We start from the raw sequence: 23249 nt of genomic DNA on the forward strand, positions 1-23249 counted from the left end.
TCAGTTCTCCTCCTTGTCGGTCCTGTCCGCGCTGTCGAGGGCGGACAGGACGGCGAGTTGCCTGCGGTCGCGCGTCTCGGTGAGTTCCGAGTACGTGGAGGAGCCGTAAGCCTTTTCCACGGCTTCGATGAGCCGTTCCTGTTCTTGTTCGTCCTGTGAGGGGGTGCCGAGGCCCGCCCACATCTGCTTCATCGACGTTCCGATGTGCTCGGCCAGGTGCCGGTAGCCCCCGGGGCCGCCGCCCAGGTGCGAGCCGAGGAACGGTCCGACCGTCGACCAGCGGATGCCGAGCGAGTTCGTCATCACCCGGTCGAGGTCGTCCGGAGTCACCACGCCCTGCTCGACGAGATACATCGCCTCACGGCTGAGCGCGTTCTGAAGGCGGTTGCCGACGAACCCGGGGATCTCCTTGCGCTCGACGACCGGGGTGCGGCCGACGAAGGTGTAGAAGTCCACCGCGGCCCGGACCGCGTCCTCGCTGGTGCGTTCGCCGGGGACGACCTCGACCAGCGGGAGCAGGTGCGGCGGGTTGAACGGGTGGCCGATCAGAATGCGCCCGGCGTCCTCGAGTTCCGCGGTGAACGCGGTCGACGGGATCGCCGACGACGAACTCAACAGCAGGGCGTGTGCCGGGGCTTCACGGACCAGGGTGGCGAACAGGTCCTTCTTGAACTCGACGCGCTCCGGACCGTTCTCCTGGACGACGTCCGCGTCCCGGACCGCCTCCGCCACGTCGGCCGCGATGTGGACCCGGTCGGCGAGACCCTCGACGTCCAAGCCCCGGGCCGCGAGGTGCGGGGCGAAGTCGGCCAGGGCCGCGGCGACGGCCTCGGCGAGGTCCGGCCGGGGATCGCTCACCCGGACGGTCAACCCGTGGCCCGCGAACAGGGCCGTCCAGGACAGCCCGATGGTGCCGGCGCCGATCACCGCAGCGGTGCGGAACTCGCGTGGCATCGGCTCCTGCGTGATCGACTCCCGTGTCATGAGGCCCTTCCTTCCAGGTAGTCGTGGACCGGTTTGACCTCGGCGAGCGTCAGGTCGGTGAGGATGTGGCTCGCGGAGACGACCTCCAGTACCGGCAGGTCGGCCAGCGGGGCGAGGACGTGCTGGAACAGCTGGAGCCTCGCGGGGCCGGTGTAGGCCCACTTGACCGCGATGTCGGTGATCTCGGTGCGGACGAGTTCCTGGACCCGCGGCGCACCGTCGTAGCCCGGGATCGTCTTGAGCATGAAGGTCGGCACGGTGATTTGCGCTTCGGCCTCGCGCCGGTCGAGCTCGTGGTGCTTGTAGCCCATGGTCGCGGTGGCGACCCGCAGCGTGCCGTGGTCGAGGGTGCCCACCAGGGCGCCGTGGTCGACGTAGAGGTTCGGCGCGCCGATCGTCTTCGGGTACGCGCTGACCTCGCGGCCGGACGCGGTCGCCGGGAAGTTGTCGAGGTACATGGCGTGCAGGTATTCGCCCCGCTCGCCGTCGAGGCTGACCGGGATCGCCTGGCCCGACTCGGTGTAGGGGCCGTATCCGCTGACGTCACCCATCTTCATGACCTCGAACCGGACCAACGGTTCGTCGATCCGCAGGGGTTCGGGGACGGCGGCCCGCAGCGCGTCGGCGTCGGTGCGGTAGACGATGTTGAGGTACTCGCGGTCGGTGAACCTCGGGACCACCGGCGCGAACGCCGGGCTGGTCAGCGGGGTGGTCACGTGCCGCCGGACTTCTTCGATCCTCATGTCACTTGCCCGTCCACCGCGGGGCGCGGCGCTCGGCGAAGGCGGTCATGCCCTCGCGGACGTCGGCCGAGGCCTTCAGGTCGCCCATGTCCTTGCGTTGTACGGCGAAAGCGTCGGCCTCGGGCACACCGTCGGCGGCGCGCACGATCCTCTTCACCGCGGCCAGCGCGAGCGGGGCGTTCAGCGCGAGCTGCTCGGCGAGTTGCAGCGCCACGGCGGTGGCGTCATCCGTGTCGGTGACCCGGTTGACCAGACCCAGCTCACCGGCCCGACGGCCGTCGACCGGTTCGCCGGTCAGCAGGAACTCCATCGCCAGGTGGTACGGGATCCGCTTGGGCAGCCGGATCACACCGCCGCCCGCGGCGATCAGGCCGCGCTTGACCTCGGGCAGCCCGAACTTCGCGTCCTCGGCGGCGACGATCAGGTCGCAGCCCAGGGCCAGTTCGAACCCGCCGCCCATGGCCCAGCCCTCGACGGCGGCGATCAGCGGCTTCGTGAGCTCGGCCTCGGTCAGACCGCCGAACCCGCGGCCCTCGGCCTCGGGCGACTCGCCGCGCAGGGCGGCCTTGAGGTCCATGCCGGCGCTGAAGGTGCCCTCCGCACCGGTCAGGACGCCCACGCGGAGTCCGGGGTCGGCTTCCAGTTCGTCCAGTGCGGCAGCCAGGCCGGCGGCGACCGCGGCGTTCACGGCGTTGCGCGCCTGCGGGCGGTCGATCGTGATCAGCAGGGTCGAGCCGATCCGTTCGGTGCGCACTTCGGTGGTGCTCATGACTTTCTCTTCTTTCGTCTTTCTGGCTGCGGCCTTGTGCCCTCTGCTGTTCGCTGACGTGGCACTCGCACGCGGACGTGGCGGCTCGGGCACGCTCAGCGGGTGGCGAGTTCGCCGAGGACGTCCGCGGTGTCCTGGCCCGGGACCGGAGCCAGGCGGCGGATCGAGCCGGGCGTGGCGGAGAACTTCACCGGGATGCCGACGGTGCGGATGGTGCCCTCGGTCGGGTGCTCGACTGTGTCGAGCAGATGACCGTCGCGGACGTACTCGTCCTCGTGCGCACGGTCCAGCTCCAGTACCGGTGCCATCGGGATGCTGTGCTTGGTGCACACCTCGGCCCACTCAGCGGTGGTCAGCTCCGGAGCGCACTCGCCGATCAGCTCGGCCAGGGCCTCGTGGTCGGCGCCGTCGATGGTCTCGCCGCCCACGCGCGGGTCCGCGGCCAGGTCGGGACGCCCGGCGGCGGCGAAGAAGTCGCGGAAGTTCTGCGGGTTGTAGGGGATCACGCAGGCGAGGCCGTCCTTGGTGCGCACCGCCCGGTGGCCCTTGGTCATCGACAGATGGAAGCCGGTGGAGCCCTGCGCGGGCTCGTACACGTGCCCCGACAGGTGCTCGACCAGGTTGAAGGCGATCAGCGTGTCCGTCATGGGGATCTCGATCTGCTGGCCCTGTCCGGTCCTGCTCCGGTGCACCAGCGCCGCCAGCACGCTGTAGGCGATGGTCAGCGAGGAGACCTTGTCACCGAGGATGGTCGGCAGGTAGACCGGCTCTCCCAGCGCGCGGTTGGCGATGTCGACCAGACCCGAGGAGGCCTGCACGGTCTCGTCGTAGGCGGCGTCGCCGACGCGGTCGGAGTCGCTGCGGAAGCCCTGGGCGTGCGCGTAGACCAGGCCCGGGTTGCGCTCGGCGACGTCTTCGTAGGTCATCCCCAGGCGGCTGAGCGCGTTCGGGCGCATGTTGGTGATCAACACGTCCGCGGTGTCGATCAGTTCGAGTGCCTGAGCGCGCTCCGGCGCGTTCTTGAGGTTGAGCGTGACGCTGCGCTTGTTGCGGTTGACGTTGAGGCTCAGCGGGGTCATACCGGGCGTGGTGCGGTACTGGCCCACGCGCACGGTGTCGGCCGGGGACTCGATCTTGATCACGTCGGCGCCCAGGTCCCCGAGGATCTGGGCCGCGTACGGCCCCATCACCACGGTGGAGAGGTCGATTACTCGTACACCGTCCAGAGGGCCGGTGGTGGTGTTGATGGTGGCGGCGGTGTCCGTCATTGTTCGTCCTTTCGCGCCCTGCTTCGTTGCTCTGACATCGAAGTTAGTGGCGAAGGAAGAAAAACGGAATGATCTTGTTGCGAACAACGGTATGACCACAGCGATAACACCATTTCGGCCGCGTGGCCGGACGCGATTCCCGCCTCGATCGCTGTCAGATATCGAGAGGTTCGCCGAAGATATCGCGAGCGGCAGCGACGAGTTCTTCGAGATCACCGCCGTGGGCGCGCTCACGGTTCCAGAGCAGGGCCGTGTCAAGGCGGGGACCGAAATCCGCGAAGGGAAGGATAGTCACATTCTCCACCCGATAACCCTGCATGGGACTTTTGGCGTCCAGCATGGAAATGGAGAATGCCAGTCCGCAGGAGATTATTTCGGTAGCCGCACCGAATCCCGTATTGGTGAGCTTGATGCGCTTTTTGACCCCGAGCTCGGACAACTGATGGTCGAGCTGGTCGAAATACGCGGGAGTGATGTCCGCGGGTGAGGCGACGTAGGGAAGGTCGGTCAGTTCGGCCAGCGCGATGGAGTCACGCCCGGCGAACTGGTCCGCCGGCACGACCGCGCCGAGCTGCTCCGACATCACCGTCAGCTGCTCCAGCGCCGGGTCGGCGACCGGGAGCCGGGCGAGCGTCAACGCGAGTCTGCCGTCGCGCACCGCGGTGACCAGATCGGCGGTGGCGCCGGGCCAGCGTTTGAGCTCGAACCGCTCGCGGACCCGCCCGGCAAGGGCGTTGACCCGTTCCCGCAGATCAGGGTGGACACCGGCGGGCATACCGAGGAACACGGTGCTGCGTTGCGGCCGCGTCGCTTCACGCAGCCGCCACGGGATGGAGTTGACCTGCTCCAGCACGTCGCGCGCGATCGGCAGCAGCGCGGTGCCGGCCGGGGTGAGCATGACGTGGTGGGTGCTGCGGTCGAACAACCGATGCCCGATCTCGTGCTCAAGGTCCTTGATCCGCTGGCTCAGCGGGGGCGTCGACATGTGCAGTCTGCGAGCGGCGGCGGTGAAGTTCAGTTCCTCGGCGACGGCGACGAAGTAGCGCAGGTGCAGCATTTCCACGCGGCCAACCCTATCCACCACGGGAGATCCCGGACGTCCGGGCCTCACACCGCACCGGCGACCGTTCAACGGGCAACGGGCAACGCCGGTAGGCTGCTTCGCCAGGTTCAGGCGTACCGACGGGGGACCACGTGGATGTCACCGAGCGCGAGCTGACCGATCCTTGGGAAGGCTTTCTGGCCGCTCCCGCGCGCGGCAGTGACCTCGGTGTGCTGGTCCTGTCGGGTTCCAGCGGACGGATCGAGCGGGAGAGAGCGCGCCTCCTTGCCCGGCAGGGCATGACGGCCGTTTCCATCCGCTGGTTCGGCGGTCCGGGGCAGTCTCCGGGAATCTGCGAGATCCCCCTGGAGACGTTCACGACCGCCGTCGACTTCCTCCGGTCGAACGGAGCGGAGCGCATCGCGGTCCTGGGCAGCTCCAAGGGCGCCGAGGCAGCTCTGCTCACGGCGGTGCACGAGCCGCGTGTGGACGTTGTCGTCGCGATGTCGCCCACGTCCCGCGTGTGGTGCAACGTCGGACCAGGCCGCGACGGGGAACACCGCCCCTGGCGATCGTCCTGGACCTGGCAGGGGAAGGCGGTGCCGTTCGTCCCGCTGGACGATTCCTGGGCTCCCGCCGAGGCGGACGGTGAGCCGGTCGCGATCCGCGGGTGGTACGAACTGAGCGAGCGGACGTTTGCTGATCTGCTCCCCCCGGCGGAGATCCCCGTGGACAAGGCCCGGGCCGATCTGCTGTTGGTCGCAGGCGGCGACGATGCGATGTGGCCGTCTCTTCGGTTCGCCGAGCAACTGGCGCGGCGCCGGCGCTCGGTCGGAGCGACGGTGCGTCTGATCACCCGTCACGACGCCGGCCACCGCCTACGTTTTCCCGGCGAGAGCCTGGCGCCTGCATCCCCGCGCTTCCGGTACGGAGGCACACCCGAGGCTGACGCGCGGTTGGGGACGGTTGCCTGGCCCCACGTCCTCGACGCACTCCGCAACGGGAACTGACCCCCTCGGTGCCGGGGCGAGAGGTCTGAACTCCCTTGGAAGTTGGCGGTTGACGGTAGGCCTGCGGATTGCGACCGCGACCGCGACCGCATGGATCCTGCACCGGTGATCACATCGCGAGACGCTTTTGCGTCATGCTCCTGACCAAGCGTTGTCTCGCACGGTGAGTACCGAACAACCCGAACAGTCCCGACAGTCCGAACCCCATGGCAGTGAAGTCGTCGCCGACCGCTCCGCCCGACGTGCCGTCACCGTCTTCCCCGTTCTCGTCCTCCTGGCCGGCGCCGTCGGCCTTCTACTGCCGGGGAGTTTCACCGGCTGGGGCGAGGCGGTGCCGTATCTGCTGGGCGTGGTGATGTTCTGCATGGGCGTCACCATGACCCCGCAGGACTTCCACGGTGTCGCCAGGCGGCCCTGGGCGGTGGTCCTCGGGCTGGTCGCCCACTACGTCATCATGCCGGGGCTCGGCTGGGCGGTCGCCCACCTGCTCCAGCTCCCGCCGCAGCTCGCCGCGGGCGTGATCCTCGTCGGCTGCGCCCCCAGCGGTACCGCTTCCAACGTGGTGACCTATCTGGCACGCGGTGACGTCGCGCTGTCCGTCTCCGTGGCCACCGTCTCCACGCTCGTGGCCCCGCTGGTCACTCCGCCCCTGACGCTGCTGCTGGCGGGCGAGTACCTGCCGGTCGACGCCGGTTCCATGGTCACCGACATCCTCAAGACGGTGCTGCTCCCGGTCTGCGCCGGCCTCGTCGTACGGCTCGTGGCGGGCCGCCACATGCAGCGGGCCCTGCCGGTGCTGCCCTGGCTGTCCGCACTGACCATCGGCGTGATCGTGACCGTTGTCGTGGCGGGCAGCGCCGACGCCATCAAATCGGCCGCCCTGCTGGTCTTCGTCGCCGTCGTGCTGCACAACGGCCTCGGTCTGGCCCTGGGTTACGGGGCGGGACGTATCGCCCGGTTGGGCGAGCCGGGGAGCCGTGCCATGGCCTTCGAAGTCGGAATGCAGAACTCCGGGCTCGCAGCTTCGCTGGCCACCGCTCACTTCAGTCCACTGGCCGCCTTGCCGGCCGCGGTCTTCTCCGTGTGGCACAACATCTCGGGTGCCCTGGCCGCCGCCTGGCTGTCCCGTCGGCCTCGCTGACCGCGCGTCGTCTCCGTCAGCTCCGTCGGCTGACCAGCGTGCGCGGGGACGGGGCGTCCCCGCGCACGTACCCGGCTCAGTCCACGATCTCCACGGTGCGGGCAACCGGCGCCGGGCGGGTGAGTGCGGCGCCGAAGTTCCCCTCGACCTCCGACTTCTCGGCCGTGTTCGGATAGGGGTTCGTGCAGGAGACGCCGGCGCTGGACCCCGACATCAGGCTGGTGCAGGGCCCGGGCTTGCGGTCCGGCAGGCCGAGGATGTGGCCCAGTTCGTGCGCCGAGATCCGGACCGTGTTGTAGCCCTCGTTCACGGCCTGCCGTCCGATGTAGACCGTTCCGTTGCCGAGCGAGGTTGTCAGCGCCCGGGGCCAGCCGTTGTCGGCCAGGATCCGGATGTTGGCGCGCTGCCCGGCGGTCGCCGGGCGCAGTTCGACGGCGTCCACGCTCTCGTTCCAGATCGCCGCGCCACGATCGACAGCGGCCCTGAACTCCGCCGAGGCGCCTGCGTCATAGGTGACGACGCGGGCCGCGAGCGGCTGATCACCGGAGTCCGGCGTCGCGTAGGCCTGGCCGCCGACCAGAGCGAGAGCGGTGGTGAGGGCAGCGGTGAAGCCATGAACCAACGTGCGCGAGTACATGGTCGACCTCCTGTGGGGGGGGTGAGGAAGGCATGTGCATGCCACACCATGTCAGCTCACTGCCCCCACCCCACAGACCGCAATCCGTCAAACTGCGCCACCACCAGCTCTCCCCCGCGGGTGGCCGATGCACATGGCCCGCAAACCGCCAGGTGCGGGCTCGATGATCACTCAGAGACGTGGCCCGGTCGCGCGTACCGCACGGCATTCAGAAGGCTCTCCCATGACTTCTGAAACTTGCGGATCCCTTCGGTCTCGAGCACGTGGGCGACGTTGCGCCAGGAGATTCCCAGTCCGGTGAGGACAGCGAGGTCGGCGCGGGCCTGCTCGTAGGTGCCGGTGATCGCGTTGCCCCGGATCTGACCGTGGTCCTCGGTGGCGAACAGGGTCGCCTCCGGCATGGTGTTGACCGTGTTCGGCGCGACCAGTTCCTCGACGTACATGGTCTTCTTGTACGCCGGGTCCTTGACACCGGTCGACGCCCACAGCGGACGCTGCTTGTTGGCGCCCGCGCTCTCCAGCGTGCTCCAGCGGTCCGAGGAGAAGACCTCCTCGTACGCCTGGTAGGCGAGACGGGCGTTGGCGACGCCGGCCTTGCCGCGGGCGGCCTTGGCGGCGTCGGTGCCGAGCGCGTCGATCCGCTTGTCGATCTCGGTGTCCACGCGGGACACGAAGAAGGACGCCACGGAGTGGATCTTCGAGAGGTCCAGGCCGCGCTCCTTGGCCTTCTCCAGGCCCGCGAGGAACGCGTCCATGACCTCGCGGTAGCGCTCCAGCGAGAAGATCAGCGTGACGTTGACGCTGATGCCGAGGCCCATGACCTCGGTGATCGCCGGGAGACCCGCCTCCGTGGCGGGGATCTTGATGAGGGTGTTGGGACGGTCCACCAGCCAGGCCAGCTGCTTGGCCTCGGCCACGGTTGCGGCCGTACCGTGCGCGAGACGCGGGTCGACCTCGATGGAGACCCAGCCGTCGTGGCCGTCGGTGGCGTCGAAGACCGGCCGCAGGATGTCGGCGGCGTCGCGGACGTCCGCCGTCGTGATCATGCGGACCGCCTCGGAAACCGTCACCCCACGCAGCGTCAGGTCACGGATCTGCTCCGCGTAGTCGTCGCCTGTGCCGACCGCCTGCTCGAAGATGGTGGGGTTGGTGGTCACGCCGACCACATGCTTGTGCTTGATCAGTTCGGCGAGGTCGCCGGAGGTGATCCGCCTGCGGGAGAGGTCGTCCAGCCAGATCGACACGCCTTCCTCGGAGAGGCGCTCGAGGGGGTCGCCGGTCATGGAAGCCGCTTCTCCTACCTGACGGCGTTTGCCGTCGCTGTCCAGAGCAGGGAGAGTGTCATGGACTGCGGCGATCGATTCCCGGGCCTGGGCCGCCACGTTCTCGGCGGTGAAGCCGAACTCCTGGAAGAGCACCTTGCCGTCCGCCGAAGCGCCGAAGTGCTCCAGGGAAACGATGCGGCCGGCGTCTCCCACGTACTTGTGCCAGGTGAGACCGATCCCGGCCTCGACCGCGACACGCGCCTTCACCGCAGGCGGCAGGACGCTGTCCCGGTACCCCTGGTCCTGCTCCTCGAACCACTCCACGCACGGCATGGACACGACCCGCGTCGGCACACCGTCGGCTTCGAGCCGCTCACGGGCCTCGACGGCGACGTGCACCTCGGAACCGGTCGCGACGAGGATCGCCTCCGGCGTCCCGGTGGAGGCCTCGAACAGGACGTAACCACCCTTGGCCGCGTCCTCGTTGTGCTGGTACGTCGGCACGCCCTGACGGGTCAGCGCGAGGCCGTGCGGAGCTCCCTTGCCGAAGACCTTGGTGTAGCGGCGCAGGATCTCGCGCCAGGCGATCGCGGTCTCGTTCGCGTCCGCCGGGCGGACCACGTTCAGGCCCGGGATGGCGCGCAGGGAGGCGAGGTGTTCGACGGGCTGGTGCGTGGGGCCGTCCTCGCCCAGGCCGATGGAGTCGTGCGTCCAGACGTAGGTGACGGGCAGGTGCATCAGCGCCGACAGGCGCACCGCGTTGCGCATGTAGTCGGAGAACACCAGGAAGGTGCCGCCGTAGATACGGGTGTTGCCGTGCAGGGCGATGCCGTTCATCTCCGCGGCCATGGAGTGCTCGCGGATGCCGAAGTGGATCGTGCGGCCGTACGGGTTCGCCTCGGGCAGCGGGTTGTCCCCGGGCAGGAAGGAGCTCGTCTTGTCGATCGTGGTGTTGTTGGAGCCGGCCAGGTCGGCCGAGCCGCCCCACAGCTCCGGGATCACCGCGCCGAGCGCCTGCAGCACCTTGCCGGACGCGGCACGGGTGGCGACACCCTTGCCCGTCTCGAAGACCGGAAGCTTGTCCTCCCAGCCCTTGGGCAGCTCACCCGCGGCGATCCGGTCGAACTCGGCCGCACGCTCGGCGTTGTTGTTGCGCCACTCCTGGAAGGACTTCTCCCACTGGGCCCTGGCCTGGCGGCCCCGCTCGCCCAGTGCGCGGGTGTGGGTCAGGACCTCGTCGGCGACCTCGAAGGTCTGCTCGGGGTCGAAGCCCAGGACGCGCTTGGTGGCCGCGACCTCGTCGTCGCCCAGCGCGGAGCCGTGCGCGGCCTCGGTGTTCTGGGCGTTGGGGGCGGGCCAGGCGATGATCGAGCGCATCGCGATGAAGGAGGGCCGGTCCGTGACCTGCCTGGCGGCCTCGATGGCGTCGTAGAGGGCGTGCGGGTCCAGGTCGCCGTCCGGCTTGGCGGCCACCCGCTGCACGTGCCAGCCGTACGCCTCGTAGCGCTTGGCAGTGTCCTCGGAGACAGCTGTCTCGGTGTCGCCCTCGATGGAGATGTGGTTGTCGTCCCACAACAGGACGAGGTTGCCGAGCTTTTGGTGACCGGCCAGCGAGGACGCCTCCGCGGAGATGCCCTCCTGCAGACAGCCGTCACCGGCGATCGCGAACACGAAGTGATCGAAGGGCGAGGTGCCCTCAGCAGCCTCCGGGTCGAACAGACCGCGCTCGTAACGGGCGGCCATCGCCATGCCCACCGCGTTGGCCACACCCTGCCCCAACGGGCCCGTCGTCGTCTCCACACCCGTGGTGTGGCCGTACTCCGGATGCCCCGGCGTCTTCGACCCCCACGTCCTGAACGACTTCAGGTCCTCCAGCTCCAGACCGAAACCGGCCAGGTACAGCTGCGTGTAGAGGGTCAGGGACGAATGGCCGGCAGACAGCACGAAGCGGTCCCGGCCCACCCAGTCGGCGTCCGCCGGGTCATGCCGCATCACCTTCTGGAAAAGGGTGTACGCGGCAGGCGCCAGGCTCATCGCCGTACCGGGATGGCCGTTGCCGACCTTCTGTACGGCATCGGCGGCCAGGACGCGGGCGGTGTCGACGGCCCGCTGATCCAACTCGGTCCACTCGAGATCTGCGGTGGTCGAGTGCGGATTCACTCGTGAGCTCCTGTGTCTGTGTGGGGACGGAGGAAGAAGAAGGAAAGAAACGAGAGGGGAGAGGGGAAGAGAAGGCGCCGTGACTGAGGGAAAGGTCCCTCCCGTCGGGACGGACCGGGAGGGACCTGCCAGAGCCGACGGTGTCGCCTACTTGCCCCAGAGCTCGCGGTACGCCTCGCGGTATCCCGCCGGGTCCCAGGAGGAGCCACCGCTGCTGTTGGCCGCCGTCGTGATGTGCACCGGCGCGATGTAGCCGCTGGCGGGCTTGCCGGCGAAGGAGCGGTTGAACTCGTCGACGATCTGCCAGCCCTGCTCGGACAGCGGCTCGGGCACCGTGGCCGCCTGGAACGCCCTGCTGTTGATGCGCTGGAAGGCCGACGGGTCGCCGTCGCCCGCGCCGATGCTGAACGGGGCACCGTTGCCCTGCTTGCCACCGGCCCGCAGCGCGGGTGCCGCGTCGGCGAAGTACAGGTCGTTGATGGCCACCGAGTACGTCCACTTGGAGCCGAAGCGGGACAGCAGCGCGGAGACCTCCTGCGGGGTGCGGCTGCTGGCGTCGGCGATCGGGATGTTGGAGGTGGACAGCACCTTGGTGTCGGAGCAGGTGGCGAGCTCCTTCTCGATCAGGTCCGACTTGCCCTTGGCGAACGGGATGGAGGCGTCGGTGAAGACCACCACGCCGGCCCGGCCGTTGGACTGGCTGATGATCCAGTCGGCGCTGATCTTCGCGACGTCCTCGACCTTGGTGGTGATGTTGCTGAAGAGCTTCGGGTCCTTGCTGGGGCCGGGTGTGCCGACGGCGTGCCAGCCGATGAGCGGAATACCGGCGGCGTCGGCCTGCGCGACCTGCTGGGCGGTGGACTTGGGGTCGAAGCCGGACAGGACGATGCCGTCGGGCTTCACGGCGACGGCCTGGCTGACCGCGGCCTGGATACCGGCCGGGGTGCCCTGGCCGTCGATGATCCTCACCTTCCAGCCGATGGTCTTGGCGGCCTCCCGGACACCGTCGGCGGCGCCCGCGACACCGGGGTTGGTCATGCTCTGGGCGACGTAGACGATCGTCTTGCCTGCGACCGCCTTGGGACCGGTCTTCGGCCCGCCCCAGGGGGCGTCGACGGCCTCGGCGCCCGCAACCGCCTTCTTCGCCGTCGCCAGGACGGCCGGGCAGCCGGCTTTCGAGGATCCGCCCACGGCGGTGGAGCCGGTGCTCGAGGAACCCCGGGTGCAACCTGCGACGGAAGCGGTGATCACGGCCAGGGCGGCCACGGCTCTGATGGTTGCCTTGCGGGTGGGGTGGTACGACACAGCGGTGCTCCTTGAGGACGTACGGCAAGCGGGCGGCGAGACGGGCAGACGGACAGACGGGGAGAAGAAAGGGAGGTGCGGTCCTGGGTGGGCCGCGGTCAGGGAGTGCGCGGCGCGACACCGTCGGACGAACCGGTGACGGACGAACCGGTGACGGCCGGCGTCGGCTGCTCCGTCGCCGGGTCAGTGCCGGGAGCGGACGGTGAACGCGGGGTGGCACTGGCCCCGGCCCGCAGTCGGCGGCGGGCTGAGTAGCCGGCCAGGCCGACCGCGAGGAGCAGCGTGCCGCCGTTGAACAGGGACGTGGCCCAGAACTCGGCGCCGAGTTGCTGGATGCCCGCCAGGCCGATGGCGAGGATGGCGACGGCGACGACGGTTCCGGCGGCGTTGGCGCGGCCCGGTTTGATGGCGGTGGAGCCGAGCAGCGCGCCGACGAAGGCGGGCAGCAGGTAGTCCATGCCGACGCTCGGGTTGCCGATCTGCTGCTGCGCGGCGAGCAGGACGCCCGCGAAGCCGACGACGAGTCCGGAACCGGCGAAGGCGTAGATGCCGTACCGGCGGGTGGGGATGCCGACGAGGTCGGCGGCGCGGGCGTTGGAGCCGATGACGTACAGGTAGCGGCCGAGCGGCAGGCGCTCCAGCAGCAGCCACAGCAGCACGGCGAGCGCGAGGACGTAGAAGGCGGGGACCGGCAGGCCGAGGAACTCGGAGTCGTACAGGTCGGTGAAGGCCGGGGGCAGTCCGTGCGGGCCGGGCACGATCCGGGCGCCGTCGGTGATCCAGCCGGTGCAGGCGTACAGGAGGCTGCCGGTGCCGAGGGTGGCGATGAAGGAGTCGATCTTGGCGAACTCCACCAGCAGACCGTTGAGTACGCCGATGATGCCGCCGCCGAGGATGACGGCGACGCAGGCGATCGGCCAGGACCAGCCGCTGTTCACGATGAGTTGCATGGCCAGGACGTGGGCGAAGCCGAGTCCGTAGCCGACGGAGAGGTCGAACTTGCCGGTGACGATGGGGATCATCGCGCCGAGGGCGAGGATCGCGGGAATCGACTGGTTGGACAGGATCGACGAGGCGTTGTCCATCGTCGGGAAGGTGTCCGGCAGGGCCAGCGCGAAGATCACGAACAGCAGGACGGTCAGGCCGAACAGGCCGTAGGTGCCGATGAGGTGGCCGCCGCGCACCCGGGCGGCGATGGCGCCGCGGTCCGCACCCTTGTCGGTGCCGCCGGGTGACTGCCTGCGCGGCCCGCGGGGTATCCCTTTGGGCCGCTCGGCGGGCCCGCCGGCCTGCCGGCGGGCGGATTCGGTCTCGGTGGCCATCAGTTGTCCGCCGTTCCGGTCAGCGCCGGCATGGCCGACGCGGCGTGGGTGAGTTCGGTGACGGTGAGGGCCTCACCGCTGAGTTCGGCGGTCACGTGGCCCCGTACGAAGACCAGGGCGCGGTGACACACGTCGGCGACTTCCTCGAAGTCGGTGGAGATGAGGAGGACCGCGAGTCCCTGGGCGAGGGCGTCGTCGAGCAGGCGGTAGATCTCTGCCTTGGCGCCGACGTCGACTCCCGCGGTCGGCTCCTCCAGGATCACGACGCGCCTGCTGAGGCGCAGCCAGCGGCCGATCATGACCTTCTGCTGGTTGCCTCCGGAGAGGGTCGCGATGGGTGCCTCGACGGCGATGAAGTCCTTGTGGCAGGACGGTTCGGGGGCCTCGACGTCACCCAGGTCGGACATGTAGTGGAGGGCGGGCTTGCCGTTGTCGGGGCCGGGCGCCGCCCGGGGACACCCCGGTCGCAGCGAACGCGCTGATCACGCGGGAGCTCCGGCTGGTCGGTTCCTTCCGCTTCGACACCGAGCTCGGCGAGGTGCTCCGGGCGCTGGCCGACGGCCGCCTTCCGGTCGATCCGGTGGTGACCTCCGTACTTCCCGTGACGCGCCCCGCCGAGGCGTTCCAACTGGCAGCCGACCCGGCGCGTTCCTGCAAGGTGCTCCTCGACTTCGCGGGTCCGACAACAACCTGAGCAGGCAAAGGGTCGGCCCACATGACGGCAATGACGCTCACCGCCCGACTCCGGCCGACCACCCGGCCGCGGACTTGCAGTCGCAGCCGTCCCGAGCCGCGTGCGGCTCGGGACGGTTCCAGGTCGCCCGCCGGTTCCAGGTCGCAGTCCAACAAGGCGACCTGACGCCCTGCCCGGCCGGGCCACCCCACGCCCGGCAGGACAGACTCCCCTACCCGCCACCGCCTCGTCCGATCAAGGGAGTTCAGCATGTCCGACGCCCCCGTGCCCCGTCCACGCGTCGCCCTCAGCCGCACCGGTCTGCCAGGGGCCGCCGTCCGGCGGCTCGCCTCGCGGTACGACGTCACCGCGTGGGAGGGGACGGCGCCGCCCACCTCGGCCGAGCTGTGCGCGCTGGTCCGGGGCTGCGAGGGACTGCTCGTCCTCGGCAGTGACCGGGTGGACGCCGCCCTGCTGGACGCCGCCGGCCCCGGCCTCCGTGTCGTGGCGCTGGCGTCGATGGGCTACGACGGCGTGGACGTCGACGCCGCCGCCGCGCGCGGTGTGGTCGTCACCCACACCCCCGACGTACTGGCCGACACCACCGCCGACGTGGCCATGGCCCTGATCCTGATGGCGCGGCGGCGCCTTGAAGCCAGCATGGACGCGTTGCGGCGCGGCGAGTGGGGTGCCTTCAGGATGGACGCCTTCCTCGGGCTCGACGTACAGGGCACGACACTCGGGCTCATCGGCTACGGGCAGATCGCCAAGGCCCTCGCGCGCCGGGCTGCCGGATTCGGCATGCGGGTCCAGCACCACCATCCCCGCCGCAGGGAGGACGGCGAGTTGTCCCGCTGGGTCACCTTCGCCGAACTGCTGCGCACGAGTGACGTGGTGTCCGTGCACACCCCGCTGACGCCCGAGACCGTCGGCATGATCGGCGGGCCCGAGGTCGCTCTGATGAAGCCGACGGCGACGCTCGTCAACACCGGACGGGGCGGAGTCGTCGACGAGGAGGCTCTGCTCACCGCGCTGCGCGACGGGACACTGCACTCGGCGGGGCTGGACGTGATGACGGACGAGCCGCGAACGGACCCCGCCGATCCGCTGTTCGCCGAGCCGCACCTGGTGGTCCTGCCGCACGTGGGCTCGGCGACGGAGGCAACACGCGCGGCGATGGTGGACCTGGCGGCACGCAACATCGAGGCCGTACTGGACGGGGAGAGAGCGCCGACTCCGGTGCCGGAGACCATGGGGCGGCCCGTCCGGTCGCCGCGAGGGACGCCGGCGGAGTGGACGTCGTGCTGCCCTGAAGGGGCATGGCCCCGCCGCCGGTTCTGTCGGCGCAGGCGCTTGTCCAGCCCTCCTCAACTACTCGGGTTCGTGAGGCCCCGGCGACGATCCGGGCGCGGGCCCGTCAGCCCAGCCGCCTCGAGGCCCGTTGCAGCAACGTCCGCAGCAGGGCCGTCTCCTCGGTGCCGAGGGCCGTCACGATGTACTCCTGCTCGCGTTCGACCGCCGCGGTCCAGCGTGTCAGCGCCTCGCTGCCCCGCTCCGACGCGAACACCAGGACGCGCCGCCGGTCCGCGTCGTCCACCCGGCGCAGGACGAGATTGAGGGACACCATCCGGTCGACGACCTTGGTCAGGGTCGGTGCGGTCAGCAGGGCGGACTCGGCGACCTCCGTCATCGGATGTCCGGCGCCGTCGCCGAGGAACGACAGCACACGCCACTCCTCGAGCGTCGCGCCCTCCGCCTTCAGTGCCTCACCGAGCCTTTGGACGACGGTCCGCTCCACGAGCGTGAGGGCTCGCGCCAGGTCGAGGTCGGCTGCGATCGTGGGGGTGGTCGTGGTCATCGCCCTGCCAAGATTCGTGGGTGTGTGTGGGCTGCAGCGGTCGTTCGTGGGGAGCTCGCGCGGCAGACAGGGTTCGCCTGAGGCGGTTCCCACGATACAGTCATTTCCTTATCGCTGCGAAATATTCTCGTAGCAACCAATGGCTAGTGTGAGCGCCTATGATCGAGAAGGCGTCTGTCCGGCTCGGCTCTCCGGCAGGCCGGACCGGGGACGCGCTGGATGTCGCCCTGGTGGTTCCGCTCCAGGGTCCGGCCGGGATCTTCGGCCCGTCCTGCGAGTGCTGTGCCCAGCTCGCGGCCGAGGAGGTCAACGCCGAGTCCGGCGTGCTGGGCAGGGAACTACGTCTCACGCTCGTCGACGGCGGGGCGCCGCCCGAGCAGGTGGCGAGCGAGGTCGACGCGCTGATCTCCGGCGGCGTCATCGACGCGGTGGCCGGCTGGCACATCTCCGCCGTCCGCGAGGTCGTCGCCCCGCGCATCGACGGCCGCGTGCCGTACGTCTACACGGCGCTCTACGAAGGCGGCGAGCGGTCCCCCGGCGTGTTCCTCACGGGCGAGACCCCGGGCCGCCAACTGCGGCCCGCGTTGCAGTGGTTCGCCTGCGAACTCGGCATCCGGCGCTGGACCATCGTCGGCGACGACTACGTCTGGCCCCGCTCCTCCGCCCGCGCCGCCCGCCGCTACCTGCGCGAACTCGGCGGCGAGGTCTGCGACGAGATGTACGTGCCGCTCGGCACCAAGGACTTCGGTCCGGTTCTGGCCCGGGTCGCGGCCAGCGACTGCGAGGCCGTCCTCATGCTGCTGATCGGTGACGACGCCGTCCTCTTCAACCGCGCGTTCACCGCGGCCGGGCTCGACCGCGACCACATCCGGTTCAGCTCGCTGATCGAGGAGAACGTCCTGCTGGCGACCGGACCGGAGAACACCCGGGGCCTGATGACCTCGGCCGGCTACTTCGAGGACCTGCCGACAGCTTCGGGTCTCGACTTCGCCGCCGCGTACGGACGCCGGTTCGGGCCCCGGGCGCCGGTGCTCAACAGCCTCGGCGAGTCCTGCTACGAGGGTGTCCGCATGCTCATCGAGCTGCTGCGGCGGGCCGGAACCGTGGATGTGCCCCGAATCCAGGCGGCCGCCGAGGGACTCGAGTACGAGTCTCCGCGCGGCACGGTCCGGATACAGGACCGCCATCTCGAACAGCGCGTGTTCCTCGCCGCGGCCGACGGGCTGCGGTGGGACGTGCTCCAGCAGCTGCCCTAGCAGGAACCGCGGCGCGGCCACCTTTTACACGCACGTAACACGCCCAACCCTTGCCCAATTGCTTCGGTCAGAAATACTTTTTTCTCGAAGCATTTGGAGGTTGGTTGTCCATGGCCACCTATCGCTACCGCTGCGCCCACTGCGGCCCCTTCGACGTGATCCGTCCGATCGGCCGTGCCCTGCCCGAAGAACCCTGCGAAACCTGCGCCGACCAGGCCCGCCGCGTCTTCACCGCTCCGATGCTCAGCCGCACGTCCGCTCCGCTGGCCCGCGCCCTGCGCGCCCAGGAAGCGAGCGCCCACGAACCACGCGTCGTCACCGAGGTGCCGCCGACCCACCGCCGTCCCGGCCCGCACGCCGATCCCCGGCACGCCCAGTTGCCGAAGCCCTGACCCCCGCTCGGCACACCTGTCCTTGGAGGCAACCCATGCCCGAAGTCGTCTTCAGCGTCGACCAGGCCATGTCCATGCGTGACCAGAAGGTCCCCGGCCACAACCGTTGGCATCCCGACATCCCGCCCGCCGTCACCGTGAAGCCGGGCACGGACTTCCGCATCGAGTGCCGCGACTGGACCGACAACCAGATCGGCAACAACGACTCGGCCAACGACGTCCGTGACGTCGACCTCACCCACGCCCACATGCTCAGCGGCCCGATCGCGGTGGAGGGCGCCGAGCCCGGTGACCTGCTCGTCGTCGACATCCTCGATCTGGGCCCCGTACCGCAGGCGCAGGGCGAGGGCTCCGGGGAGGGCTGGGGCTACACCGGCGTCTTCGCCAAGAACAACGGCGGCGGCTTCCTCACCGACCGCTTCCCCGACTCGTACAAGGCCGTCTGGGACTTCCACGGCCAGCAGGCCACCTCACGCCACCTCCCCGGCGTCCGCTACACCGGCATCACCCACCCCGGCCTGTTCGGCACCGCGCCCTCCGCCGAGCTGCTGGCCCGTTGGAACGCCCGCGAGCAGGCCCTCATCGACACCGACCCGCACCGGGTACCGGCGCTCGCCCTGCCCCCGCTCGCCGACAACGCGCTGGCCGGCACGGCGACCGGCGAGACCGCCTCCCTCATCGCCGCCGAAGGCGCCCGCACGGTCCCCGCCCGGGAGAACGGCGGCAACCACGACATCAAGAACTTCACGCGCGGCTCGCGGGTCTTCTACCCCGTCCTCGTCCCCGGCGCCCTGCTCTCCGGCGGCGACCTGCACTTCAGCCAGGGCGACGGCGAGATCACCTTCTGCGGGGCCATCGAGATGGGCGGCTTCATCGACCTGCACGTCGACCTGATCAAGGGCGGCATGGAGAAGTACGGGGTCACCACCAACCCGATCTTCATGCCGGGCAACGTCGCTCCGCAGTACACCGAGTTCATCTCGTTCGTCGGCATCTCCGTCGACCACGAGACCGACACCAACCACTACCTCGACGCGACGATGGCGTACAAGAACGCCTGCCTCAACGCCGTCGACTACCTCACGACCTTCGGCTACAGCGGAGAGCAGGCCTACCTCCTGCTCGGCTCGGCACCCATCGAGGGCCGGCTCAGCGGCGTCGTGGACATACCCAACGCGTGCAGCACCCTCTACCTCCCCACGGCGATCTTCGACTTCGACATCCGGCCGACAGCCGAGGGGCCGAGGAGAGCAGACCGCGGCCAGTGCGCCGTCACGTCCTGAAAGCCCTGCGAGGCCCGGTTCCGTACCTCCTGAAAGGCAGTCCCATGAGCGACCATCTCACCTTCGAGCTGGGTGACTTCACCACCCAGCACGGCGCCACCCTGCGTGGCGCCACGCTCGCTTACACCACCTACGGCGAACTCAACGCCGACAAGTCCAACGTGATCGTCTACCCCACCTGGTACTCCGGGCGGCACTGGGACAACGAGTGGCTCATCGGCCCCGGCATGGCCCTCGACCCGGCCGAGTACTTCATCATCGTCCCGAACATGCTCGGCAACGGCCTGTCCACCTCGCCGAGCAACACCCCGCCACCGTACGACCGCGCCCGCTTCCCGCACATCACGGTGTACGACCAGATCGAGGCCCAACACAAGCTGGTCACCGAGGAGTTCGGCATCGAGAAGATCGCGCTCGTGACGGGCTGGTCGATGGGCGCGGGGCAGACCTTCCAGTGGGCTGTCAGCTACCCGGAGATGGTCGAGCGGATCGCCCCCTTCTGCGGCTCCCCGCGCACCAGCCTCCACAACAAGGTCTTCCTGGAGGGCGTCAAGGCCGCGCTGACCGCCGACGCGGTCTACAACGGCGGCTGGTACGACGCGGACAAGTGGCCGACCACCGGACTGCGCGCGCTCGCCCGGGTGTACGCGGGATGGGGATTCTCGCAGGCGTTCTACTGGGAGAAGGAGTACGAGAAGCTCGGCTACACCTCCCTGGAGGACTTCCTCGTCGGCTTCTGGGAGGGCTTCTTCCTCGACGGCCGCGACCCCAACAACCTGCTCACCATGCTCTGGACCTGGCAGAACGGCGACGTCGGACTCACCCCCGGCTTCAACGGGGACACGGAGGCGGCGCTCGGCTCCATCAAGGCGACCACGCTCGACATGCCCGCCGAGAAGGACCTCTACTTCCCGCCGGAGGACGAGGCCTGGGCCGTCGGCCACATACCGGGCGCCGAACTCCGCGTGATCCCCGGTATCTGGGGTCACTTCGCCGGCGGCGGCAGCAGCCCCAAGGACACCGAGTTCATCGACACGGGTATCAAGGAACTGCTGGCCAAGCCGGGCGGGTTGGCGTAGCCATGAGCAGCGTACGTACCGTCCGTGCCGGACGCATCAGACTGCCGCACGAGGTCAGCGCGTCGATCGTCGCCTTCGCCACGGTCTTCCTGCTCCTCAGCCCGCTCCACATGCCGACCTGGGCGATCTTCATCACCTGGGCCGGAACGTTCATGCAGGGCGGTCCGAGCATCGCCAACGCCATCTCCATGATCACTGCCACGACGACAGGGGCGGGGTTCGCCGTGGTGGCCGTCCTGCTCAACCGGGAGACGGGCACCATGTTCGGCACCGGGGAGTTCGCCCAGACCGTGGCCCTGGGAGTGGTGATCTTCGTCGTCAACGGGACCCTGCTGGCGACCGGCCGGCTGAAGCCGTTCGCTCTCATCCCGGCGATGTTCTTCGGCTTCGCGTCGACCTTCGCCACCTACTTCGGCGGGTTCGGCTACGACGCGGGGAATCTGGGCGCCTCGTTCGTCAGCGCCGCCGCGATGTGCGCCCTGGGCCCGCTCGCGGCCACCCTCGGCCTCCGGCTGATGTTCGCCCCGCCGGCCGCCACACCCGAACCCGAACCCGCGAAGCAGTACGAGAACGCGGAGGTGACACCTTAGGACGGCTCACTGAGGGGGCGGGCCGACCACCGGCCCGCCCCCTCAGCGTCCCGGCCGCTTGAAGTGGGCGTAGGGCGGATACGGCTTGAAGCAGATCAGCACCTCGAGGGGATGTCCGCCGCCCGGCGCCTGGACCAGCGTCGGGAGCGACGACATCAACACCGAGTGGCCTTTGACGACGCGCTTCTGGCGCGGGCCCCAGCCCGCCGCCCGGGCGAAACCCATGGCGGTCTCGGCGAAGACGTCCCGGCTGCCGAACAGGAAGAACGTCCGCGCGTGGGTGGCGTGCCGCAGCTCGTCCCGGAAGTCGGCATGCTCCCAGCGCTCTCGCCAGGAGGCGGCGTCCCGGGCGGTGCGGGCCTCGTCGGTGCGGACGGTCAGCGGAGGGCCGTTCACCAACTTGCGCCGCAACTCGGGCCACTTGCTGGTACGAAGGCCGAGCGTGTGGTGGGCCAGGACGAGGTCGACCCGCTCACCGAAGCCCTCGTCGGGCGGGACGCCGTCGCGCAACGGTATGTGGACGATGGTGTGCCGGGAGTAGGCGGCGAAGGAGAACAGGCCCGCGAGCCGGTTCAGCCCGTCGTGGTCGCCGAGCAGCAGACCGATGGGCTCGGGGGCGGTCAGGGAAGTGTGGCGAAGTGACTGTCGGGGCTGGACGATCCGATGCTCGTGCGGCCCGGTCCGGGGCCTGAACTGGCGCAGCCTCAACCGCATATGACGTACCTCATGGCCTCAGGATCACGGGCGGCGCGCCTCCTCGGCAACCGAGATTCCGCCCAGCAGCGGTCAGTTGGGGTCCCTGCCATGACTGAATACTTCAGCGGGCGGTTTCCACCGAGTACCGCGCCCTGGGCGTGCCCGGGTGCCATTGACAACTCGGATGACGCGGAAATCCTGAGCCGATCGGTCACGGTCCAGGCAGGATGCCTTCCGTGAATCATCTCCTGTGCGGGCTCGCCGCCAATACGGCCCTTTCGTCCGCGCTGGTCAACCGGCTGATCGCGGTCGCGGACGCCGACATCTACGCAGACCTGGCCGGTCGGGCGGACCTCAGCCATGCGCAGGCGGTCGCGATGTTCTCGCGTGTGGAGGAGAGCGGTGTGCGGCTGGCTCACGAGGGCCTGCTGACCGCCGCCGACGTCGATCCAGCGGCACAGCCGTACGCCGCTCTCGCCTTGCTCGACGAGCAAGCCGGCAGGCCGGAGTGGGCGCGTCTCCTCGCGGCGGATCCGGTCGTGGAGCACCGGGAGAAGCTGGCTGCCTGCGCCGGTCTCCCGGCCGACGTGGTGGAGGCGCTCGTCGCGGACCCGGACGTACGCGTTGTCGAGGAGCTCGCGTTGTGGACCACATCCGACGTGGCCGCCAGGCTGGCGGCTCATCCACATGCCGAGGTCCGCCGCGCGGTGGCCGTCAACGAGGCGACGCCCCCGGAGGTACTGGCGGCGCTCGTCACCGGCGAGGGGCTGCCTCCGGCGCGGCGATGCCTGGTCTGCGATCGTGAAGCGACGCCGTTCGTCCACGATCCGCAATGCCCTCGGCCCGACTGCGAGCTGCGGACGGGCGCCTCCTGCGACGGGTCCCACGAGTCCACCGTGCACGACATACGGGAAGCGGCACTGCAGAACCCGGCGACACCCGTCGAAGCCGTCGTCGGCTTCCCCGACGATCCTTCGACGCTCGTGCGCTGGGCGCTCGCCGCCCGCACCGACCTGCCCCCGGAGGTGTACAGACGGCTGGCCACGGACCCCGTTCCCGGTGTCCGAGCGGACCTCGCCGAGAACCCCGCGATCGACGACGCCCTATTCCGCACACTGGCGGACGACCGCGGCCACGATGTGCGGCGCAGGCTCGCACACAACCCACAGGTGCCGCTCGACGTGCTCTCCCGCCTGGCCGGAGCCACCAGGATCGGTGCCACCCTGCTGCCGAGGATCGCCGCCGCATCGCCCGCCGAGGTGCAGCAGCTGGCCCGGTCGGCGAACCCGGCCATGCGCATGCTTCTGGCCCAACGACGCGATCTGCCGCCTGAGATCCGCGACGCGCTGGCCACCGACCCCGACGCGAGGGTGGTCAAGTCCATCGCTCCGCACCCGGGCCTCACCGATGCGCGGTTGCGCGCCATGGTCGACCGATACGGAGTCCAGGTCCTGGCCAGGGTGGCCACCAACCCGGACGCGAGTCCGGCGCTGCTGGAGGACCTGACCCGGCACGAACCATCGGCGCAGAAGGCATTCCGCGAGATCGCACGGCACCCAAACGCGACGGCCCAAGCTCTGCTCGCCTGCTTGACGGACAAACGGGCGAGGCCCATAGCCGCCGGCCATCCGGCACTGTCGCCGCCGGTCATCGTGGAACTGCTCACCGACGCCGACTGGCAGGTGGTGGAAGCAGCAGCCGCCAACCCCTCTCTGCCCTCGGCCGTGATGTCCGGCCTGGTGTCCCAGATGTGTGCCCCAGCAGCCGAGTGAAGAG

The 23249-nt window shown here is 69.7% G+C and carries 20 protein-coding genes and 2 pseudogenes; 10 read left to right on the plus strand and 12 right to left on the minus strand.

What is annotated here, in order from left to right; all coding sequences use genetic code 11:
* From OHA64_RS03985 to OHA64_RS04005, 5 genes are all read right to left on the minus strand, one after another.
* Complete coding sequence (locus tag OHA64_RS03985) at nt 1-954, minus strand: 3-hydroxyacyl-CoA dehydrogenase NAD-binding domain-containing protein (protein WP_405623855.1); 954 nt, start codon at nt 952-954, stop codon at nt 1-3.
* Between the two features lie 26 nt (nt 955-980).
* Entirely contained in the window at nt 981-1727 is a 747-nt protein-coding gene (locus OHA64_RS03990) for an acetoacetate decarboxylase (protein ID WP_405607867.1), read from the minus strand.
* Nucleotide 1728: 1 nt separating this feature from the next.
* Nucleotides 1729-2496 (minus strand): crotonase/enoyl-CoA hydratase family protein, encoded by a 768-nt coding sequence (locus OHA64_RS03995; protein ID WP_405607870.1) that lies wholly within the window; start codon nt 2494-2496, stop codon nt 1729-1731.
* A gap of 95 nt (nt 2497-2591) precedes the next feature.
* Nucleotides 2592-3764: a CaiB/BaiF CoA transferase family protein gene (locus OHA64_RS04000; RefSeq protein WP_405607873.1), complete on the minus strand. Its 1173-nt coding sequence runs from the start codon at nt 3762-3764 to the stop codon at nt 2592-2594.
* 154 nt (nt 3765-3918) lie between these two features.
* The gene (locus OHA64_RS04005; RefSeq protein ID WP_405623856.1) at nt 3919-4821 is read right to left on the minus strand and encodes a LysR family transcriptional regulator; all 903 of its coding nucleotides are present in this window, start codon (nt 4819-4821) and stop codon (nt 3919-3921) included.
* Nucleotides 4822-4958: 137 nt separating this feature from the next.
* Here OHA64_RS04005 and OHA64_RS04010 point away from each other — a divergent pair, with 137 nt between their 5' ends.
* Nucleotides 4959-5816, plus strand: coding sequence for an acyl-CoA thioester hydrolase/BAAT C-terminal domain-containing protein (locus OHA64_RS04010; RefSeq protein ID WP_405607876.1), 858 nt, complete (start codon nt 4959-4961; stop codon nt 5814-5816).
* Nucleotides 5817-5979: 163 nt separating this feature from the next.
* Nucleotides 5980-6957, plus strand: a complete 978-nt coding sequence (locus OHA64_RS04015; protein WP_405607879.1) for a bile acid:sodium symporter family protein — start codon at nt 5980-5982, stop codon at nt 6955-6957.
* A gap of 76 nt (nt 6958-7033) precedes the next feature.
* Here OHA64_RS04015 and OHA64_RS04020 read toward each other — a convergent pair whose 3' ends face one another.
* The 5 genes and pseudogenes from OHA64_RS04020 to OHA64_RS04040 all read right to left on the minus strand — a co-directional run.
* Nucleotides 7034-7594, minus strand: coding sequence for a snapalysin family zinc-dependent metalloprotease (locus OHA64_RS04020; protein ID WP_405607882.1), 561 nt, complete (start codon nt 7592-7594; stop codon nt 7034-7036).
* Nucleotides 7595-7761: 167 nt separating this feature from the next.
* Nucleotides 7762-11019: a transketolase gene (gene tkt, locus OHA64_RS04025; protein WP_405607885.1), complete on the minus strand. Its 3258-nt coding sequence runs from the start codon at nt 11017-11019 to the stop codon at nt 7762-7764.
* A gap of 147 nt (nt 11020-11166) precedes the next feature.
* The gene (locus OHA64_RS04030; protein WP_405623858.1) at nt 11167-12285 is read right to left on the minus strand and encodes a substrate-binding domain-containing protein; all 1119 of its coding nucleotides are present in this window, start codon (nt 12283-12285) and stop codon (nt 11167-11169) included.
* A 137-nt stretch (nt 12286-12422) separates the two neighbouring features.
* Nucleotides 12423-13646 carry an ABC transporter permease gene (locus OHA64_RS04035; protein ID WP_405607888.1) on the minus strand — a complete coding sequence of 408 codons (1224 nt, stop codon included), beginning with the start codon at nt 13644-13646 and terminating at the stop codon, nt 12423-12425.
* Nucleotides 13646-13990, minus strand: a pseudogene (locus OHA64_RS04040) (sugar ABC transporter ATP-binding protein); the annotation flags it as partial. The gene OHA64_RS04035 and the pseudogene OHA64_RS04040, both read right to left, overlap by 1 nt.
* Nucleotides 13991-14184: 194 nt before the next feature.
* On the opposite strand from OHA64_RS04040, the gene OHA64_RS04045 reads away from it, so the two are divergent.
* Both OHA64_RS04045 and OHA64_RS04050 read left to right on the plus strand, forming a co-directional pair.
* Nucleotides 14185-14340: a hypothetical protein gene (locus tag OHA64_RS04045; protein ID WP_405607891.1), complete on the plus strand. Its 156-nt coding sequence runs from the start codon at nt 14185-14187 to the stop codon at nt 14338-14340.
* A gap of 249 nt (nt 14341-14589) precedes the next feature.
* A pseudogene (locus OHA64_RS04050) lies at nt 14590-15501 on the plus strand (2-hydroxyacid dehydrogenase); the annotation flags it as partial.
* A gap of 235 nt (nt 15502-15736) precedes the next feature.
* Here the strand turns inward: OHA64_RS04050 and OHA64_RS04055 are convergent.
* Nucleotides 15737-16177, minus strand: a complete 441-nt coding sequence (locus OHA64_RS04055; RefSeq protein ID WP_405623859.1) for a MarR family winged helix-turn-helix transcriptional regulator — start codon at nt 16175-16177, stop codon at nt 15737-15739.
* Between the two features lie 158 nt (nt 16178-16335).
* On the opposite strand from OHA64_RS04055, the gene OHA64_RS04060 reads away from it, so the two are divergent.
* The 5 genes from OHA64_RS04060 (at nt 16336) to OHA64_RS04080 (ending at nt 20777) form a co-directional block, all read left to right on the plus strand.
* Complete coding sequence (locus OHA64_RS04060) at nt 16336-17433, plus strand: substrate-binding domain-containing protein (RefSeq protein ID WP_405607894.1); 1098 nt, start codon at nt 16336-16338, stop codon at nt 17431-17433.
* Nucleotides 17434-17543: 110 nt separating this feature from the next.
* On the plus strand, nt 17544-17825 hold the full coding sequence (locus tag OHA64_RS04065; protein ID WP_405607897.1) for an FmdB family zinc ribbon protein: 282 nt from the start codon (nt 17544-17546) through the stop codon (nt 17823-17825).
* Nucleotides 17826-17860: 35 nt separating this feature from the next.
* Nucleotides 17861-19108: a formamidase gene (gene fmdA, locus OHA64_RS04070; RefSeq protein WP_405607900.1), complete on the plus strand. Its 1248-nt coding sequence runs from the start codon at nt 17861-17863 to the stop codon at nt 19106-19108.
* 44 nt (nt 19109-19152) lie between these two features.
* On the plus strand, nt 19153-20187 hold the full coding sequence (locus tag OHA64_RS04075) for an alpha/beta fold hydrolase (RefSeq protein WP_405607903.1): 1035 nt from the start codon (nt 19153-19155) through the stop codon (nt 20185-20187).
* A gap of 2 nt (nt 20188-20189) precedes the next feature.
* Nucleotides 20190-20777 (plus strand): DUF1097 domain-containing protein, encoded by a 588-nt coding sequence (locus OHA64_RS04080; RefSeq protein WP_405607906.1) that lies wholly within the window; start codon nt 20190-20192, stop codon nt 20775-20777.
* A 42-nt stretch (nt 20778-20819) separates the two neighbouring features.
* Here OHA64_RS04080 and OHA64_RS04085 read toward each other — a convergent pair whose 3' ends face one another.
* Nucleotides 20820-21491, minus strand: coding sequence for a hypothetical protein (locus OHA64_RS04085; RefSeq protein WP_405607909.1), 672 nt, complete (start codon nt 21489-21491; stop codon nt 20820-20822).
* 218 nt (nt 21492-21709) lie between these two features.
* Between OHA64_RS04085 and OHA64_RS04090 the strand changes: the two genes are divergently transcribed.
* Nucleotides 21710-23245 (plus strand): hypothetical protein, encoded by a 1536-nt coding sequence (locus OHA64_RS04090; protein ID WP_405607912.1) that lies wholly within the window; start codon nt 21710-21712, stop codon nt 23243-23245.
* Nucleotides 23246-23249 lie beyond the last annotated feature (4 nt).

The sequence above is a fragment of the Streptomyces sp. NBC_00076 genome (assembly GCF_045041235.1).
GTDB lineage: Bacteria > Actinomycetota > Actinomycetes > Streptomycetales > Streptomycetaceae > Streptomyces.

Bases quoted from the DNA above. Each gene is read 5' to 3' on its own strand.
- OHA64_RS03985 (WP_405623855.1), bottom strand. From the start codon at position 954: ATGCCACGCGAGTTCCGCACCGCTGCGGTGATCGGCGCCGGCACCATC.
- OHA64_RS03995 (WP_405607870.1), bottom strand. From the start codon at position 2,496: ATGAGCACCACCGAAGTGCGCACCGAACGGATCGGCTCGACCCTGCTG.
- OHA64_RS04065 (WP_405607897.1), top strand. From the start codon at position 17,544: ATGGCCACCTATCGCTACCGCTGCGCCCACTGCGGCCCCTTCGACGTG.
- OHA64_RS04080 (WP_405607906.1), top strand. From the start codon at position 20,190: ATGAGCAGCGTACGTACCGTCCGTGCCGGACGCATCAGACTGCCGCAC.
- OHA64_RS03990 (WP_405607867.1), bottom strand. From the start codon at position 1,727: ATGAGGATCGAAGAAGTCCGGCGGCACGTGACCACCCCGCTGACCAGC.
- OHA64_RS04085 (WP_405607909.1), bottom strand. From the start codon at position 21,491: ATGCGGTTGAGGCTGCGCCAGTTCAGGCCCCGGACCGGGCCGCACGAG.
- OHA64_RS04075 (WP_405607903.1), top strand. From the start codon at position 19,153: ATGAGCGACCATCTCACCTTCGAGCTGGGTGACTTCACCACCCAGCAC.
- OHA64_RS04035 (WP_405607888.1), bottom strand. From the start codon at position 13,646: ATGGCCACCGAGACCGAATCCGCCCGCCGGCAGGCCGGCGGGCCCGCC.
- OHA64_RS04000 (WP_405607873.1), bottom strand. From the start codon at position 3,764: ATGACGGACACCGCCGCCACCATCAACACCACCACCGGCCCTCTGGAC.
- OHA64_RS04055 (WP_405623859.1), bottom strand. From the start codon at position 16,177: ATGACCACGACCACCCCCACGATCGCAGCCGACCTCGACCTGGCGCGA.
- OHA64_RS04020 (WP_405607882.1), bottom strand. From the start codon at position 7,594: ATGTACTCGCGCACGTTGGTTCATGGCTTCACCGCTGCCCTCACCACC.
- OHA64_RS04060 (WP_405607894.1), top strand. From the start codon at position 16,336: ATGATCGAGAAGGCGTCTGTCCGGCTCGGCTCTCCGGCAGGCCGGACC.
- fmdA (WP_405607900.1), top strand. From the start codon at position 17,861: ATGCCCGAAGTCGTCTTCAGCGTCGACCAGGCCATGTCCATGCGTGAC.
- OHA64_RS04005 (WP_405623856.1), bottom strand. From the start codon at position 4,821: ATGCTGCACCTGCGCTACTTCGTCGCCGTCGCCGAGGAACTGAACTTC.